The sequence below is a fragment of the Kitasatospora sp. NPDC087315 genome (assembly GCF_044744345.1).
Taxonomy (GTDB): domain Bacteria; phylum Actinomycetota; class Actinomycetes; order Streptomycetales; family Streptomycetaceae; genus Kitasatospora.
In genome coordinates, this window is sequence record NZ_JBIUYD010000001.1 from 63,045 (window position 1) to 79,646 (window position 16,602).

Below are 16,602 nucleotides of genomic sequence, written 5' to 3' on the forward strand. Positions count from 1 at the left end.
CCGACCCCTCGGCCGACAGGTCTCCGGCACGCCGACCGCGGAGGCCTGCGGCGGCAGCCGGGAGCACGGGCGGCCGCCCGGGGTCCGGCCGCTGCCGCAGGAGACTGCCGTGTCCGCCCTTCGCCACGTCGGAGGGCGTGTGCCTTTCACTCGACACAATTGACTCATCGTCAGTCATTGCGGGCATTCAGGTCAGCCGGTCGGTAGCGTGCGGGACCGGGACCGGGACCGGGACACGCGGGACGGGCCTGGGCCGGGTGGCGTGGCAGGAGATGCGGGGACCGAGATGCGGCATCCTGAGCGTGAGCCGGCCCTGGCGGATGCCGTCATCCCCGTGGTCATGGCGACCTCCCCGCCCGTCCCGTGGAGCTCCTGCGGCGCCTTCGCGGGTGCCGTTGCGGGCGTGCCGGTGCTGTCGTTGCCGCCGTGCCGCGTCTTCCGCCGCGCCGGCCCGGTGCTGAGCGTGTCCGACGCGATCACCGGTTTCAGGACCGCGAAGGATCGAACCGGCCCTGGCAGAGCCCCCGATCGACCTTCAGCGGCAGGGCGGCCCGTGCCTGCGCCACGCCGCACAGAGTAGGGAAGAGAAGAGATGACCAACGCCGACACCCCTGCCGAGACGCCGGCGGCTGCCAAACTCTCGTTGCCGACCATGACCGCGATGGTCGTCGGCTCGATGGTGGGCGCCGGCGTGTTCTCGCTCCCGAGCCGTTTCGCCCAGGAGACCGGGGTGGGAGGTGCTCTGATCGCCTGGGCGGTCGCCGGTACCGGCATGCTGATGCTCGCCTTCGTCTTCCAGACCCTCGCTGTTCGCAAACCCGATCTCGACGCGGGTGTCTATGCCTACGCCAAAGCCGGGTTCGGCGAGTACCTCGGCTTCTTCGCAGCATTCGGGTACTGGGCCAGCGCGTGCGTCGGCAACGTGACGTACTGGGTTTTGATCATGTCGACCATCGGGGCGATCGCGCCGGCGCTCGGCGACGGAGACACACTGCTTGCCGTGGCCCTGTCCTCGGTCGGCCTGTGGGCTTTTTTCCTGCTCATCTGCCGCGGGGTCAAGGAGGCGGCGGCGGTCAACAAGATCGTGACCGTCGCCAAAGTCGTCCCGATCGTGGTCTTCATCGTCCTGGCGCTGTTCTATCTCAAACCGCACGTGTTCGCCGAGAACTTCGCGGGCGCCGACTACGCGGGCTCCCTGTTCCACCAAGTCCGGGGAACCATGCTGGCCACGGTGTTCGTGTTCCTGGGCGTCGAGGGTGCCAGCGTCTATTCGCGGCACGCGGAACGGCGCGAGGACGTCGGGCGCGCCACGGTCCTGGGCTTCCTGAGCGTCTTCGCCGTCTTCGCCTCGGTGACCATCGTGTCCTACGGCATCGCGCCGATGGGCGAGATCGCTCAGCTTCGCCAGCCCTCGATGGCGGGCGTACTGGAGCTGGCGGTCGGCACCTGGGGCATGGTGTTCATCAGCGTCGGCCTGATCGTCTCCGTGCTCGGGGCCTACCTCGCCTGGACACTGATGGCCGCCGAGGTCCTGTTCGTCGCCGCGAAGGACGACGACATGCCACGGTTCCTGCGCGGCTCCAGCGCCGGCGACGTTCCGGTTCCGGCGCTGGTGATGACGACGGCCCTGTCCCAGGTCTTCCTGATCGTCACCCTGTTCTCCGACGACGCGTTCAACCTCGCTCTCGATCTGACCAGCGCGCTGTCCCTGATCCCGTTCCTGCTCGCGGCGGCCTACGCGCTCAAGATCGTGCTGAAGCCGGACTCCCGCACGGAACGCCGCGAAGGGTTCTCCCGCGACCTGGTGGTCAGCGCGCTCGCCACCATTTACACGGCGTTCCTGCTCTACGCGGCCGGTCCGAAGTTCCTCCTGGTGTCCTTCATCATCTACGCACCCGCCACGATCCTGTTCGTGATGGCCCGGCGCGAGCAGGGCAGAAGCCTGTTCTCGCCCGCGGAACTCGTCATCCTCGCGGTCTCGATCGCCGGTGCGGTCATCGGCGTGATCGCCCTGGCAGTCGGCTGGATCAGCCTGTGAACGCCAAGACACACCCCAGACGGAAAGGCCCCTCCATGGAACACCCGACCAGCACGGCCACGTCGGCGCACGGCGTCCACTCCGAGGTCGGCAAGCTGCGCAAGGTCCTGGTCTGCGCGCCAGGACTCGCGCACCGCAGGCTCACTCCGAGCAACGCCGACGAACTGCTCTTCGACGACGTGCTGTGGGTGGAGAACGCCCAGCGCGACCACGCCGACTTCGTCAACAAGCTCCGCGAGCGCGGCATCGACGTCGTCGAACTGCACGACCTGCTCGCCCAGACGATGGCGATCCCCGAAGCGAAGTCGTGGCTGCTCGACCGCAAGATCATCGCGAACGAGGTCGGCATCGGACTCATCGACGGCACGCGGGCCTTCCTGGAGTCCCTGGAACCGCGCCAACTCGCGCGGTACCTGATCGGCGGCCTGGCCGTATCCGACCTCCCCGGCGATTTCCGCCCCGGCTACATCGCCTTGGCCCGTGAGTCGACGGGCATCCGCGAGTACCTCATGCCGCCCCTGCCGAACACCCTCTACACCCGCGACACAACCTGCTGGATCTACGGCGGTGTCACCCTCAACCCGCTGTACTGGCCGGCCAGACACGACGAGACCCTTCTGATGAAGGCCATCTACACGTTCCACCCGCACTACACCGGCTCCACGGTGTGGTGGGGAGACCCCGAACAGGACTGGCGGCAGGCGACGTTCGAAGGCGGCGACATCATGCCGGTCGGCAACGGCGTCGTCCTGATGGGCATGAGCGAGCGCACCTCGCGGCAGGCGATCACCCAGGTCGCGGCCGCACTGTTCAACAACGGTGCGGCCGAGCAGGTGGTAGTGGCCGGCATGCCCAAGCTCCGCGCCGCCATGCACCTCGACACGGTGTTCACCTTCGCCGACCGCGACATCGTCACGCTCTACCCGAACATCATGGACGGCGTCCACACGTTCTCCCTGCGGCCCAGCGACACCGCCCCCGGTGTCGAGATCACCGACGAGGGCTCCCGCCCCTTCGTCGACGTCGTCGCCGGGGCACTCGGGCTGTCCGGGCTGCGGGTGATCGAGACCGGCGGCGACGTCTACGCATCCGAGCGTCAGCAGTGGGACAGCGGAAACAACGCCGTCGCACTGGAACCGGGCGTGGTCGTCACCTACGACCGCAACACTCAGACCAACACCCTCCTGCGCAAAGCGGGAGTCGAGGTCATCACCATCGTCGGCGCCGAACTGGGCCGGGGCCGCGGCGGCGGCCACTGCATGACCTGCCCGATCAGCCGCGATCCGGTCGACTTCTGACCGGTGACCTCGCCGGTGGGGTTTCAGGCTTCCAGCCGGCGGCAGCGGGTTTCGCCGATGCGGAGGAGTTCGAGCGGGTGTGCTTCAACTCCCTCGGCCGACGAGGACGACGGACGACGAGTTGCCGCGGAGGAACGGCCTGGCCACTCCCCGGTGGACCCTGCCGGGGATGACCGGCTAGGCCGACTCGGCGGGATCATGGGTGATCAGGTCTCCTGGCTGACACCGGAGGACGTCGCAGATCCTCGACAGGGTCGAGAAACGGATGGCCTTGGCCCGCCCGTTCTTGAGCACGGACAGGTTGACGACGGTGATGCCCACCTGCGCGGACAGTTCGGTGAGCGTCATGCCGCGCTCGGCGAGGAGCCGGTCGAGGTGGATCCGGATCGTGTGGAGTTCCTCTTCGGGCATCAGATGGTCCCTTCGAGGTCCTCTCGCATGCGCACGCCGTCGCGCATGATCTTCCCCATGATCACTGCGGCGAGGCCGGCGAGGACGAGCACCTGCGGCCCGGAGACCGTCGGCCCGGAACCCACGACCGGCGCCATGCTCCCGACGAGCCAGGACTGCGACCAGCCGACGACGAGGCCGGCCAGCGGCGTACCAACGGCGACGAACCAGCCGAGAACGGAGAGCCGTTGCGACACCGCGTCGGTGAACGGTCCCTGCAGCAGGACGGCCTTCAGCAGCCGGGAGAAGAGCAGCAGCGCGAGGGATCCGAACAGCAGCCAGGGCAGTTCGCCCCCGAGGTCGGCGGCGCGCTGACCCACGGAGGGACTGTCCTGGCAGAGGCGCGTGGCACTGCTGGACGCCTCCAGGCCCTTGCCGGTCGGCAGGCTGTCCGGTGCCAGTGAGGCATTGCGCCAGAAGTCCGTCTGTATGCAGACCGCCCCGTTGTCGAGCGTGTGCGTGACCCCCTTGCCGATGAAGGCGAGTCCGCAGAACACCGCCAGCACAAAAGTCACCGAGGCCAGGGTCCTCGTGAGTCGCGTGTTCACCACATGCCTCCCCATCGATTATCGATATGCCCAGACTAGGGGGCATATCGATAATCGACAAGTCGCGGATCCCCGCCGGTCCGGCCTGGCGGCCGGTCCGCGCCCGCGGTGGCGGTGGTGCCGAGGACCTGCCGCAGTTCCTCGACGGACGGCGCTCCGCCGATCCGGCCGTCCGCGCCGCGGTAGAGCCGGCAGGACACACTGGCCGCGGTGCCGGGAGCGGCGAACGGGTCGCGGCCGTCGACCAGCAGCGTCGGCGAGCCGTGCATGCCCCGGCGTTCGGCCTCCGCCTGGTCCTCGACGACGCGCTCGGCAACCTCCACGTCGCTGCGGCCGGCCAGGGCGAGCGCCAGCCGTTCCTTGAGCACCGGCCCGTTCGGGCAGTCCGGGACGAGCAGCATCTCCACGCGCATCGGCGGCACCTTTCTGGTCGCGCAGTTCACGCTGGACCTTCCGGTCCGGCGGGGTGAAGCCTGATGATCTTGTCGTGGGCAGGGCCGGGACTCCGGGGGCGACGCGCGCTGTCTGTGCCGGGTTCTCGGCGTCTGACTGTTGGCGGGTCAGGCGTTCGCGGTGGGGACGAGGGTGTTCTCGTTGCGGCGGCCGGCTTCGTAGTCGTCGATGTTGCGGGCGGTGGCGTCGATGATCTGGCCGACGGCGGTGTGGGTGAAGTAGGCCTGGTGGCTGGTGACGAGGACTTGGGGGAAGGTGACGAGGCGGGCGAGGACGTCGTCGGTGATGCCGTGGATGGAGCGGTCGGTGAAGAAGACGCCGGTCTCCTCCTCGTAGACGTCGAGGCCGACGCCGGAGAGGCGGCCGGCCCGGAGGGTTTCGACCAGGGCGGCGCTGTCGACGAGGCCGCCGCGGCTGGAGTTGACGAGGATGGCGTCGTCCTTCATCCGGGTGAGGGCGGCGGCGTCGATCAGGTGGCGGGTGGCGGGCAGCAGGGGGACGTGCAGGCTGATCAGGTCGGCGCGGGTGAGCAGGTCGTCCAGTTCGGTGTAGGTCATGCCGAGTTCCAGGCAGGCGGGGTTGGGGGCGATGTCCCAGCCGAGGAGTTCGGTGCCGAAGCCGGCGGCGATCCGGGTGAAGCATTCGCCGATCTTGCCGGTGCCGATCACACCGACGGTCATGCCGTGGATGTCCCGGCCGAGCAGGCCGTCGAGGCGGAAGTCGAACTCGCGGGTGCGGTTGGCGGCGCGGGTGAGTCGGCGGTTGACGGCCAGGGCGAGGGCCCAAGCGTGTTCGGCGACCGCGTACGGGCTGTAGTAGGAGACCCGGGCGACGGTGAGGCCCAGTTCGGCGGCGGCGTCCAGGTCGATGTTGTTGAAGCCGGTGGAGCGCTGGGCGATCAGCCGGGTGCCGCCGGCGGCGAGGACGGTGAGCGTCTCGGCGTCCAGGACGGCGTTGACGCTGCTGCTGACGGCCGGGTAGCCGGCGGCCAGTGGGGCGGTGTCGCGGTTGAGGAAGACGTCCAGGCAGCGGAGGCCGTGGCGGCCGGCGAAAGCCTTCTCCAGCAGCGGCCGCTCGTCGGCCTGTACACCGTAGGCGAGGATCTCCATCGGTTGGTCCCTTCCGGTCGTGAGTGGGGTGCCGGCGGGCACCCCGGTCACGCTGACCGGGCGTGCAGGTCGGCCGGCAGCGCGGCGCGCTGCCCCGGGCGGTACGCGTCGGCCCCCTGGCGCGGTGCACGGTGCGCGGTGCCAGGGGGCCGGGTGCAAGAAGGTCGGGGGCCGGTCAGATGACCGTCTCCGCCTCCAGGTAACGCTCCTGCGGGACGGTCTTCAGCTCGGCGACGGCCTCGCCCAGCGGCACCAGGTTGATGTTGGTGCCCTGCAGAGCGGTGATGTGGCCGAAGGCGCCCTTGTGGACGGCCTCGATGGCGTGCCAGCCGAAGCGGGTGGCCAGCACCCGGTCGTACGCGGTCGGGGTGCCGCCGCGCTGGGTGTGGCCGAGGATCACCGGGCGGGCCTCCTTGCCGAGCCGGTGCTCCAGCTCGCGGGAGAGCTGGGTGGCGATGCCGGTGAACCGCTCGTGGCCGTAGATGTCCTTGGTGCCCTCCTCCCAGTGCATGGTGCCGGGCTCGGGCTTGGCGCCCTCGGCGCAGACCACGATCGCGAACTTCTTCTGCCGGTCGAAGCGCTCGCGGACGACGGCGGTGAGCTTGTCGATGTGGAACGGGCGCTCCGGGACGACGATCGCGTGGGCGCCGGCCGCCATGCCCGCGTTGAGCGCGATCCAGCCGGTGTGCCGGCCCATGACCTCGACGACCATCACACGCTGGTGCGACTCGGCGGTGGTCTTCAGCCGGTCCAGGGCCTCGGTGGCGACCGAGACGGCGGTGTCGAAGCCGAAGGTGACATCGGTGCAGGCGATGTCGTTGTCGATGGTCTTCGGCACGCCGACGATCGGCAGGCCGGCGTCGCTCATCAGCTTGGCGGCCTTGAGCGTCCCCTCGCCGCCGATCGGGATCACCGCGTCGAGGCCGAGGTCCGCGCAGTACCGCTTGGCCCGTTCGACGCCGTCGCGCAGGTGGCTCGGCTGCACCCGGGAGGAGCCGAGGATGGTGCCGCCCTGGGCCAGGATGCCGCTTACCGAGTCCAGGGTCAGGGGTCGGTGGACGCCCTCCAGGAAACCGCGCCAGCCGTCCTCGAACCCGATGATCTCGTCGCCGTGGTCGACCACCCCCCGGTGAACCACGGAGCGGATCACCGCGTTCAGGCCGGGGCAGTCACCGCCGCTGGTCAGCACTCCAATACGCATTGCTTTGCAACTCCCGAGCAGAACCGAGGAACGGCCGGACTACCAGGCTGGGACGACGACCGTCACCGTAGTGGTCGGACCCCACGCCGAGATGGCGGGGAGATGACCGAGGGGTGAAGGACCGGTCGATCCGGACAGAACGTCCGAAAACGGCCGTGAAGTCGAGCATACGGCCCCTGCGTCCGGCCGGGCAGGAGCCGACGCGGGAGCGGCGCCGTCGGCGCCCCCGCGGGGAAGTGCAGCCTGCTGCCGAGGAGGGTGTGCAGCTGGCAGCCCCATTGTCGTACGTCCGGACCCGCCCGCGAACCGGGTGACCGCATCGCGGGCACCCGGGACGGGGCGGACGGAGTGACTAGGCGGGGCGCGACGTGGCCGCGATGCGCTCGGCGCGCAACGCGTCGTACCAGGTGGTGTCGGCCGGCGGCAGGGCGTTCACGTCCAGCGCCAGCTTGAGCAGCAGGTCCGCCAGGGCGGGGTTGCGGGCCAGCACCGGGCCGTGCAGGTAGGTGCCGAGCACGGTGTCCCGCCAGGCGCCCTCGGTGCCGTCACCGGTGCCGTTGCCCTGGCCGACGGTGACGGTGGCCAGCGGCTTGGCGCCCTGGCCGAGGTGGGTGATGCCCTGGTGGTTCTCGAAGCCGGTCAGCTGCGGCAGACCGAGGCGCGGGTCGACGTCGGCGAGCACGTCGCCGACGCAGCGGGCGCCCTCGCCGCGGGTGGTCCAGACATCGAGCAGGCCGAGACCCGGCTCGCGCGCGCCGAGGTCGTTGATGAACTCGTGGCCGAGGATCTGGAAGCCGGCGCAGACGCCGAAGATGATCGCGCCGTTCTCGGCCGCCCGGACCAGCCCGCTGTCGTTGCGCAGCCGCTCGGCGGCCAGTCGCTGCGGGCGGTCCTCGCCGCCGCCGATCAGGTAGATGTCCCCGCTGGTGGGCACCGCCTGGTCGGAGCGGACGTCGATCCTGGTCACATTGAGATGGCGCTGGCGGGCCCGGCGCTCCACGACCAGGGCGTTGCCCCGGTCGCCGTAGGTGCTGAGCAGGTCCGGGTAGACCCAGACCACGCGCAGGCTGCTCTCACTCATCCTCGAAGGCCTTCCGTCACGATCACTCGATGGGGCTGCTGGGCCGGCATCAGCCGGCCACGGCCTTCCGCAGCTGCTGGAAGGCGGTGTAGTTGGCGATCGCCTCGATCCGGCCGGGCGGGGCCATCCGGACGGCCTGCTCCAGCGAGTCCACCACGTGGAACTGCAGCCCGGCGACCTCCAGGCGGACCGCGAGGTCCAGCTTGCGCTGGCCCATCACGAACACCGGGTGCCCGGCGAGGCGCTCGTAGTCGACGTCCCAGAGCCAGGAGGTGTCGGTGCCGTCGGCGTCGAGCGCGTTGACGGAGAGGATGACCGGCGCCGGCGGGCCGTCGATCAGCGAGAAGGTCTCCAGCCAGCCGGCCGGGTTCTTCGCCAGCAGCAGACGGATGTCGCGGCCCTGGTACTGGACCACGTCGTAGCGGCCGGCCACGGCCGTCACCGACCGCATGCGCTCCAGCGCCACCTGCGGGGAGACGCCGAAGACGGCCGCGACGGCGGCGGAGCTGGTGGCGTTGGCCAGGTTGGCCCGGCCGGGCAGCTGGAGCTGGATCGGCCAGGCGCCGCGCTGGGGGTCGATGACGTGGGTGCCCTGGAGCGCCCAGTGCGGGTTGGGACGCCGGAAGCCGCACTCCTGGCAGAACCAGTCGTCGCCGGGGCGCTGCATCACACCGCCGCAGGCGGGGCAGGACCAGGCGTCCTCCTTCCACGCCTGCCCGGCGGCCACCCAGACCACCTTCTTGCAGGAGGAGGCGGCCCAGGTCACCAGCGGGTCGTCCGCGTTGGCGATCACCACGGCCTCGGTGTCCTGGAGGCCCTCGCGCCACTTCTCGGCCATCATCCGGGTCTCGGCGGCGCGGTCGAGCTGGTCGCGGGAGAGGTTGAGCAGGGCGATCGCCTTGGGACGGGTGTCGCGGGCGACCCCGGCCAGGTACTTCTCGTCCACCTCGATGACGCCGAAGCGGGCGTCCGAGCCGCCGGCCAGGGCGGAGGTGATGCCGGCCGGCATGTTGGCGCCCAGGGCGTTGGAGACCACCGGGCCGGCGGCGCGCAGCGCCTCGGCGATCAGTCGGGTCGTCGTCGTCTTCCCGTTGGTGGCGCTGACCAGCACCACGTCCAGGTGGTCGGCGAGGGTGGCGAGCAGATCGGGGTCGAGCCTCAGGGCGATCTTGCCGCCGATCACCGAGCCGCTGCCGCGGCCCGCCTTCTGCGAGAGGACGGCGGCCACCCGGCCGGCCGTGACCGCGATCTTGGCGCGGGCCGGCAGCGAGGCGTCGCGTGCGCCTGTGGGCTCCGATTCGGTGCCTGCCATGCTCAGTGGTTCCTCCTTGCTGCGGCACCGCCCGGGACCGGATAACAGGCCGTCGGACGGCGGGGACGGGGCCAGCCTACCGACTCCGCCGCCCGGCTCGGCCCTCCGGACCCCGTGCGGCCAGCTGCGACGGCCGTGACGGCCGGGTGGCGGGCCACCTGACGCCACGTCAGGACGGGTGGTGGGCAAACGGGCCGTTCGTCCGTGGGGACGCTCCCGGAGCCGGGCCGGTTCCCGGCGGGGGAGTGCCGCGGGCCGGGCGGCGAGGTCGCCGTCCGGCCCGGGTGAGGGTGTGGTGAAGATCCGGGGGCGGGTGCTACCCGCCCGGCCGGGTGGGCCAGGGGACGGGGAGCTCCTCGGTGGCCTCCGCCAGGTGCGCGGTGATCACCAGGGTGCCCTCCTCGACCTGGTAGTCCAGCGGCGCGGCGAGCTTGCGCATGGTGGTGATCAGACCGGTGTTGGAGGACTGGGTGACCGCGTACACCGTCTCCACCCCGGCCTCCAGGGCCAGCGCCGCCATCCGCCGCATCAGGTCGAGCCCGAGCCCGCGCCGCTGCCAGGCGTCCTCGACCAGTACCGCGACCTCGGCGCCGTCGTCGTCCCACATCAGGTGCCCGAGGGCGACGATCCGCCCGTCGGAGGTCTCCACCGCGAGCGTCTGGCCGTGCCGGGCGTCCAGCAGGTGGTCCAGGTAGCGGTCGGCGTCCCGGACCGGGCCGTGGTAGCGCTTGCGCAGGGTGTCGGGGGAGCAGCGGTGGTGCATGGCCAGCGCCGCCTCCTTGTCGCCGGTGTCCGCCCGCCGCACGGTCAGGTCCGCCCCGGCCGGCAGTGTCAGCCGGGCCCGGACGTCCGGCACCCGGGGGCCGAGCAGGGTGTCCAGCTCCACCAGGGCCTGGGCGCGGGCGAACTCGGTCGGGGTGAACGGCAGGTGCGGGCGGGTGAGCTCGATCAGGTCCCCGGACGGCACGGGCAGCCGCATCACATGCCCGTCCACCCCGGCGCCGGACCGCCCGCCCGCGCCCGGGTACTGCCGGATGGCGCACTGCCCGAACAACTGCCGCAGCGCGACCGGCAGCTCGGCGGCGTCCAGCGCGGTGCGGGTGGCGAGTGCCAGGACATGCGTGGGAACGTCCACCAGATCGTGTGCGTCGGCCGGGTCGGTCCAGATGTCGTGGCCGCCCGCGGTCGCCACCAGTGCGGCCAGGCCGGCCCGGGTGAGCGAGCGCGGCGCGCGGACGAAGAACTCGTCCACGGCGCCGCTGGGCAGCGGGTGCGACTGCATCGAGACGATGTTCACCTGCCGCTCGGCGAAGGCCGTGCAGACCCGGGCCAGGCTGCCGGGGGAGTCCGGCACGGTGGTGCGCACCCGCCAGAGCGCGGTCGGCTCGAACTCGTCCAGGGGGCCCTGCGGTCCGGGCGTGGCGGAGGGCGCCGGATCGTCCGGGCCCGGTGGCCCGTGCAGCTGGTGGCGCTGTGACCACCAGGTGTGGAAGAGCGCCGTGGCGAGCAGGGCGGCGGCCGAGGCGGCGAGCACCACCGGGCCGTCCGGACCGTCCACGACGATCTTGGCGACCAGGTCGGCGGTGGTCACCGAGAGGAAGACCGCGGCGAGTTCCACGGAGTCGCGGCGCCAGCGGTGGCCTCTGGCGCCGCGCCGCCGGGCACGGGAGGGGGCCGGCGGCGGGGTCCCGGTCCGCCCGGTCTGCCCGGCCTGTCCGGTCTGTTCGGTCGTCGTCAGCTTCTCCGGGTGCTCCATGGCATCAATCTGCCGCCTCGGTGTTTCGCGATCACGAATCCCCCGTGACCTGTCGGTAAATGTCTCCGGGCCTCGGTGGCGGGCCGCAGTCACCGGGCCGTTCGCCCGAGGAGTTCGGCCGCCGCCGCCTTCACCTCGGCCAGCAGCAGCTCCAGATCCGCCTCGGTGGTCGCGGCGTTGAGCAGGCAGGCGCGCAGCATCTCCCGGCCGGCCAGCCGGGCGCCGGTGACAAAGACCCGCCCGCGCCGCTGCACCGCCACCGGGAGCTCCCGGTTGAGCGCGTCCAGGGCGGCCTCGTCCAGTCCGGCGGCCCGGTGGCGGAACGCCGTGATCGAGGTCTGCACCGGTGCCAGCAGCTCCAACTCCTCGTCGGCCTCGATGAGTTCACCGAGGTGGCGGGCCAGTTCGGTGCACCGGGCGATGTCCTGGGCGAGCCCTGCCCGGCCCCGGTGCGCGATGGTGGCCCACACCTTGAGCGCGCGGAACGGGCGGGTCTGCTCGGTGCCGTACTCGGAGAACCAGCCGAGCGCGCCGGCCGCCTCGTCGCGCAGATAGGACGGCACCAGGCTGAAGGTGCCACGCAGTTCCTCGGTGTCGCGGACCAGCGCGCAACCGCAGTCCACCGGCACGCCCAGCCACTTGTGCGGGTCGAGGGCGAGCGAGTCGGCGCGCTCCAGCCCGGCGTAGCGGTGGGCGATCACCGGGTCCAGCACGCCGAACGCCCCGTACGCGCCGTCCACGTGCAGCCAGAGGCGCTGTTCGGCGCAGAGGTCGGCGATCGGGCCGAAGGCGTCCACGGCGCCGGTGCCGACCGTGCCGGCCGAGGCGACCACCAGGAACGGCAGCAGCCCGGCGGCCCGGTCCCGCTCGATCGCCGCCCGCAGATCGGCGAGGTCGAGCCGCCCGTCCGGGTCGGTGGCGACGGTGCGCAACTGCCTGCTGCCCAGGCCCAGCAGTTCGGCGGCCTTGCGCACACAGGAGTGGGTCTCCCCGGTGACGTAGCCGACCAGCGGCGGCAGGCCCGCCAGGCCGTCCTCCCGGACGTTCCACCCGGCCTGCCGGGCGGCGCGGTCGCGGGCGGCGGCCAGACAGACGATGGTCGCCATCGAGGTGCCGGAGGTGAGCAGCCCGCCGCCGGCCGGGTGCGGGAAACCGACCAGCTCGGCGATCCAGCGCACCACGGCGCGCTCCAGATGGACGTCGGCGTGGTCGCCGCCGGCCGAGCTGGGGTTCATCGCGGCGGCGGCCAGGGTGGCGAGCACCCCGGCGGGGGCGGGGGCGGAGTTCACCCAGCCGAAGAAGCGCGGGTTGCCGTTGCCCATCGGGTACGGCAGGACGTCCTGGCCGATGACGGCCAGGAGCTCGGCGAGCGGGCGGCCGTCCTCGGGCAGCGGCGCGTCCAGCAGGGCCTGCCGGGCGGTGTCGTCCATCGGCTGCCAGACCGGGCGGTCGGGCAGCCCGGCGAGGTAGTCGGAGACCAGCTCGGCGGTGGCGTGCGCGGCGGCGCGGAAGTCCTCGGGTCCGTCCATGAGGGCTGCTCCAGCGGGTGGGGGCCTGGGGCGCGGCGTCCTCGGCGCACCTGTGATCAGGCCCGATCCTACGGAAGGGGCCCGATCCTACGGAAGGGGCCCGCGCCGTGCGGCGCGGGCCCCGGGGGGAACGGTCGGGGAGGGCGTCAGTCGAGCGAGGCGGAGAGCCCGCTCGCCGAGCGGCAGTAGCCCTGCATCTCCTTGTCGGTGAGCTTGGCGCAGAGCCGGCCGGCCGCGCCGCCGTCGGTGTAGTTGACCGTGTAGTAGCTGACCAGGCCCTCGGCGCAGGCCTTGCGCTGCCAGCCGTCGGCGGCCGTCGCGCACTGCTGGGCGGCCCAGTCCTCGCGGTCCAGGTTGTACTTCATGGTGCGCGAACCGACACCCCGGCTGCAGTCCACGGCCCCGCCGGCGCCCTTGCCGCTCAGACACCACTTCAGCGCGTCGGCGTACACCTCGGGGTGGTTCGGGTAGTCGTGCGACGAGAGGTAGAACGTCGGCGCGTAGAAGAAGCAGGCGGACTGGAACAGCGACGGCTGGTCCTTGCACGGGTACAGCGGGTCCTGGGCGAGCTTGTCGGCGGGCAGGTTGGCCTTCGCCTTCTCGTCCTCCTCGTCCGGGCCGAAGAGCTGCATGAACAGCCCCTCCGAGCACCGGATCTTGTTCTGGTCGGAGGGGAACTTGTCGCACAGCGCCCGGGCGGCCGCCACGTCCTGCTTGGCGACGAACATGGTGCCGTGGCCGACGCCGTGGATGCACGGCCCGATGTTGGTCGGCGCGCAGAGCTTCAGCAGGTCCACCTCGGGCTGCGGGGAGGCGTTCAGCATCTCCTCGACCGCGCCGTGCAGATAGCCGGCCGCGCAGGTCTCGTGCGGGAAGGAGATGACCTTCTGGAAGTCCGCGTTGAACCGCTTCACCGCCTCGTGCCCGAGCTCGTGGGCGATCGGGTGGCAGAACCGGACGGTGTACGGCAGCTGCTTGGTGATCCGGTCGAGGTCGGCCAGCGCGACCCCGGGGTCGGTGGCCTGCATCTCGGTCATCAGTTTGTTGCGCAGCGTCGAGCGGGTCCACACCGCCGGGTCGCCGGTCGGGGTGGCGCTCGCGACGCCCGCCGGGCCGGTGGCGTCGGCCGCACCCGCTGCGGCCGGGGCGCCCACCGCGGCGGCGGGCGCGGGCGTCCAGTCGGTGACGGCCACCGATCCCAGGCCCAGGACCCCCAGCAGAAGAGCGGTGAGAATCGCGAATGCTCGCGGTTGCATGACGGAGATCCCCCGGCGGATCGAGGCGGACGGTTCGCTTCCCATCCTGACGGCACGGGGGGTGGGATTCCGCGTTTTCGACCGCCATTCGGGAGGTGTCGGCGACGCTATCGCACGTCCCACCTGCCCAACGACGCGGGATGGCCCGGGGTCACCACCCGTACGGCGCAGCGGGATGGCGCGGGGCCGCCGCGCCGTACGGGGGAACGGTCAGAGCTCCAGGGAGACCTGGTACCGCGTCAGCCAGGCGTTGATGTCCAGCGCCAGATCGACGCCGAGCCGGACGGTCTGCGGGTCGGTGTCCGGGGCGAGCGCGTCGGCGAGCCGCCGCCGGTCCAGCAGGGCGAGCACGGGGGCGGCCGGGTCGGTGGCGAGCTCGGCCAGTTCGTCACGGAGCATCGCCGGGTAGTGCGGGTCCTGCACGGCCGGGTACGGGCTCTTCACCCGGTCGGCGACCTCCTGCGGCAGCACGTCCCGGACGGCGGCACGCAGCAGGCTCTTCTCCCGGCCGTCGAAGGTCTTCATCGCCCAGGGGGTGTTGAAGACGTACTGCACCAGCCGGTGGTCGCAGAACGGCACCCGCACCTCAAGGCCGTTGGCCATGCTCATCCGGTCCTTGCGGTCCAGCAGGATGCAGACGAAGCGGGTGAGGTGGAGGTAGGAGATCTCCCGCATCCGCCGCTCGACCGGGTCGGCGCCGGGCAGGTGCGGGACCTCGGCCAGCGCCTCGCGGTAGCGGGCCCGCCGGTAGCCGTCCAGATCGAGCCTGTCGAGCAGACCGCCATCCAGCAGCTGTTCGCGCGGCCTGGCGCCCCTGCCGCCGAGCTGGACCGCCGCGGCCGCCCAGGGGAAGTCGTCGGCGGCGACGATCCCCGGGTCGTGGAACCAGCGGTAGCCGCCGAACAGCTCGTCGGCGGACTCCCCGGAGAGCGCCACCGTCGACTTCCGGCGCACGCTGCGGAAGAGCAGCAGCAGGGAGGTGTCCATGTCGCCGAAGCCGCCCGGCGCGTCCCGGGCGCGCAGCACGGCGGCCCGCTGCGCCGGGTCGGTGAGCGCGGCGCTGTCCAGTTCGATGACGCTGTGGTCGGCGCCGACGTGGTCGGCCAGCAGCCGGGCGTACGGCCGGTCCGGGGTCGGGCGGGTCTCGTCGGCCTGGAAGTGCTCGGTCTGGCCGACGAAGTCCACCGCGAAGGAGCGCACCGGGCCGGCGCCGGCCTCGCGCAGCGCCCTGGCGGCCAGCGCGGTGACGGTGCTGGAGTCGAGGCCGCCGGAGAGCAGCGAGCAGAGCGGTACGTCCGCCTCCAGCTGGCGGTGCACGATGTCGTCCAGCAAGGCGCGGACGGTCGCGACGGTGGTCTCCAGGTTGTGGGTGTGCTCGCGGGCCTCCAGGGCCCAGTAGCGGCGGACGGAGATCCCGGTGCGGCGGATCCGGACCACATGGCCCGGCCGGACCTCGGCGATGCCCCGGTAGATCGTCCGCCCCGGGGTCCTGGTGACGGCGAGCAGTTCGCGCAGGCCGTCGAGGTCCACCACCGGCCGGACCGCCGGGTGGGCGAGCACGGCCTTGGCCTCGGAACCGAAGATCACGCCGTCCGGGGTGGGGCAGTAGTGCAGCGGCTTGATGCCCATCCGGTCGCGGACCAGCAGCAGCTCCTCGCTGCGGGTGTCCCAGACGGCGAAGGCGAACATGCCGTTCAGCCGCTCGGCCAGGCCCTCGCCCCATTCGAGGTAGGCGTGCAGCACGACCTCGGTGTCGCTGCGGGTGTGGAAGCGGTGCCCGGTCGCCTCCAGCTCCGCGCGCAGCTCGCGGTGGTTGTAGACCTCGCCGCTGTAGGTGAGCACGGCCAGGGCCCGGCCGTCGTGCTCGACCGTCATCGGCTGGGTGCCGCCCTCGATGTCGATCACCGCGAGGCGGCGGTGGCCCAGTGCGGCGTGCCGCTCCAGGTGGACTCCGCCGGCGTCCGGGCCGCGGCAGAACTGGGTGGCCGTCATCGCGTCCAGTACCGGACGTTCGGCGGTGAGGTCGCGGTCGAAGGCGACCCATCCGGTGATCCCGCACATCTGCAAGCCTCCGGTCTCCCGATACGCGTCTGCGATCCGTATGCGGAGAATCACGCTACGTCGCCACCGGGGGTCGCTACAAGGGTGGGGCGAGAAGGGGGTGAACCGACTCCGGGTCCCGATTGAGCCGAAAGCCCCGAGATCTGCCCGGATTCGGGCAAGATCTTTGGTTTCGCCGCCGGGCGCGGCCTAGGCTCCTGGCTCGTGTCCAGCTCACCGCACCCTCACGAAGACCTGCTCGCCCACCTCACCCGGACCAGCCCGCTCGGGCCCAGGGAGGCGGCGCGGGTCGTGGCGGAGGTCCTGGCGTACTTCTCCGAGACGACCGAGGAGTACGTCCGGCGCCGCCACGGTGAGCTGCAGGCGCGCGGCCTGACCAACGAGCGGATCTTCGCCCGGCTGGCCGAGGAACTGCCCGCCAGGCGGGTCGCCGCGCCCGGGCTCTCGGCCCGCCAGCTGCGCCGGATGGTCTACGGCTGACCGCCGCCCGCCCGCTTCCCCCGCCTCTTC

Annotated in this window: 14 protein-coding genes; 3 read left to right on the forward strand and 11 right to left on the reverse strand. The window is 71.8% G+C overall.

The annotated features are described in order from the left end of the window. Positions 1–592 precede the first annotated feature (592 nt). Together ACIO5D_RS00290 and arcA are read left to right on the forward strand one after the other, a co-directional pair. A complete protein-coding gene (locus ACIO5D_RS00290; protein ID WP_363608182.1) occupies positions 593–2,038 on the forward strand; it encodes a basic amino acid/polyamine antiporter in 1,446 nt (481 codons plus the stop codon). 35 nt (positions 2,039–2,073) lie between these two features. Beyond that, on the forward strand, positions 2,074–3,336 hold the full coding sequence (arcA, locus tag ACIO5D_RS00295; protein WP_400793373.1) for an arginine deiminase: 1,263 nt from the start codon (positions 2,074–2,076) through the stop codon (positions 3,334–3,336). Between the two features lie 177 nt (positions 3,337–3,513). On the opposite strand, the gene ACIO5D_RS00300 is transcribed toward arcA, so the two are convergent. The 11 genes from ACIO5D_RS00300 to asnB form a co-directional block, all read right to left on the reverse strand. Then, entirely contained in the window at positions 3,514–3,747 is a 234-nt protein-coding gene (locus ACIO5D_RS00300; RefSeq protein WP_363608180.1) for a helix-turn-helix transcriptional regulator, read from the reverse strand. Next, positions 3,747–4,334, reverse strand: a complete 588-nt coding sequence (locus ACIO5D_RS00305) for a DUF2975 domain-containing protein (RefSeq protein ID WP_400793375.1) — start codon at positions 4,332–4,334, stop codon at positions 3,747–3,749. Before ACIO5D_RS00305 ends, ACIO5D_RS00300 begins: the two co-directional genes overlap by 1 nt. 35 nt (positions 4,335–4,369) lie before the next feature. Continuing rightward, entirely contained in the window at positions 4,370–4,747 is a 378-nt protein-coding gene (locus tag ACIO5D_RS00310; RefSeq protein ID WP_400756745.1) for an alkylmercury lyase, read from the reverse strand. A gap of 147 nt (positions 4,748–4,894) precedes the next feature. Further along, positions 4,895–5,896, reverse strand: coding sequence for a 2-hydroxyacid dehydrogenase (locus tag ACIO5D_RS00315; protein WP_363608177.1), 1,002 nt, complete (start codon positions 5,894–5,896; stop codon positions 4,895–4,897). Between the two features lie 175 nt (positions 5,897–6,071). After that, positions 6,072–7,097 carry a 6-phosphofructokinase gene (locus ACIO5D_RS00320; protein ID WP_363608176.1) on the reverse strand — a complete coding sequence of 342 codons (1,026 nt, stop codon included), beginning with the start codon at positions 7,095–7,097 and terminating at the stop codon, positions 6,072–6,074. A 352-nt stretch (positions 7,098–7,449) separates the two neighbouring features. Next, the gene (locus ACIO5D_RS00325; protein WP_363608175.1) at positions 7,450–8,178 is read right to left on the reverse strand and encodes a glutamine amidotransferase; all 729 of its coding nucleotides are present in this window, start codon (positions 8,176–8,178) and stop codon (positions 7,450–7,452) included. A gap of 49 nt (positions 8,179–8,227) precedes the next feature. After that, complete coding sequence (locus tag ACIO5D_RS00330) at positions 8,228–9,490, reverse strand: MurT ligase domain-containing protein (protein WP_363608174.1); 1,263 nt, start codon at positions 9,488–9,490, stop codon at positions 8,228–8,230. Between the two features lie 316 nt (positions 9,491–9,806). After that, positions 9,807–11,246, reverse strand: coding sequence for a GNAT family N-acetyltransferase (locus tag ACIO5D_RS00335; RefSeq protein ID WP_400793378.1), 1,440 nt, complete (start codon positions 11,244–11,246; stop codon positions 9,807–9,809). 89 nt (positions 11,247–11,335) lie between these two features. Continuing rightward, positions 11,336–12,775, reverse strand: coding sequence for a pyridoxal-dependent decarboxylase (locus ACIO5D_RS00340; RefSeq protein ID WP_363608172.1), 1,440 nt, complete (start codon positions 12,773–12,775; stop codon positions 11,336–11,338). A gap of 146 nt (positions 12,776–12,921) precedes the next feature. Beyond that, positions 12,922–14,031: a hypothetical protein gene (locus tag ACIO5D_RS00345; RefSeq protein WP_363608171.1), complete on the reverse strand. Its 1,110-nt coding sequence runs from the start codon at positions 14,029–14,031 to the stop codon at positions 12,922–12,924. A 210-nt stretch (positions 14,032–14,241) separates the two neighbouring features. After that, the gene (gene asnB, locus ACIO5D_RS00350) at positions 14,242–16,092 is read right to left on the reverse strand and encodes an asparagine synthase (glutamine-hydrolyzing) (RefSeq protein ID WP_400793381.1); all 1,851 of its coding nucleotides are present in this window, start codon (positions 16,090–16,092) and stop codon (positions 14,242–14,244) included. Between the two features lie 204 nt (positions 16,093–16,296). Between asnB and ACIO5D_RS00355 the strand changes: the two genes are divergently transcribed. Beyond that, positions 16,297–16,572: a hypothetical protein gene (locus ACIO5D_RS00355; protein ID WP_363608169.1), complete on the forward strand. Its 276-nt coding sequence runs from the start codon at positions 16,297–16,299 to the stop codon at positions 16,570–16,572. Positions 16,573–16,602 lie beyond the last annotated feature (30 nt).

Bases quoted from the DNA above. Each gene is read 5' to 3' on its own strand.
- ACIO5D_RS00290 (WP_363608182.1), top strand. From the start codon at position 593: ATGACCAACGCCGACACCCCTGCCGAGACGCCGGCGGCTGCCAAACTC.
- arcA (WP_400793373.1), top strand. From the start codon at position 2,074: ATGGAACACCCGACCAGCACGGCCACGTCGGCGCACGGCGTCCACTCC.
- ACIO5D_RS00300 (WP_363608180.1), bottom strand. From the start codon at position 3,747: ATGCCCGAAGAGGAACTCCACACGATCCGGATCCACCTCGACCGGCTC.
- ACIO5D_RS00310 (WP_400756745.1), bottom strand. From the start codon at position 4,747: ATGCGCGTGGAGATGCTGCTCGTCCCGGACTGCCCGAACGGGCCGGTG.
- ACIO5D_RS00315 (WP_363608177.1), bottom strand. From the start codon at position 5,896: ATGGAGATCCTCGCCTACGGTGTACAGGCCGACGAGCGGCCGCTGCTG.
- ACIO5D_RS00320 (WP_363608176.1), bottom strand. From the start codon at position 7,097: ATGCGTATTGGAGTGCTGACCAGCGGCGGTGACTGCCCCGGCCTGAAC.
- ACIO5D_RS00325 (WP_363608175.1), bottom strand. From the start codon at position 8,178: ATGAGTGAGAGCAGCCTGCGCGTGGTCTGGGTCTACCCGGACCTGCTC.
- ACIO5D_RS00330 (WP_363608174.1), bottom strand. From the start codon at position 9,490: ATGGCAGGCACCGAATCGGAGCCCACAGGCGCACGCGACGCCTCGCTG.
- ACIO5D_RS00335 (WP_400793378.1), bottom strand. From the start codon at position 11,246: ATGGAGCACCCGGAGAAGCTGACGACGACCGAACAGACCGGACAGGCC.
- ACIO5D_RS00340 (WP_363608172.1), bottom strand. From the start codon at position 12,775: ATGGACGGACCCGAGGACTTCCGCGCCGCCGCGCACGCCACCGCCGAG.
- ACIO5D_RS00345 (WP_363608171.1), bottom strand. From the start codon at position 14,031: ATGCAACCGCGAGCATTCGCGATTCTCACCGCTCTTCTGCTGGGGGTC.
- asnB (WP_400793381.1), bottom strand. From the start codon at position 16,092: ATGTGCGGGATCACCGGATGGGTCGCCTTCGACCGCGACCTCACCGCC.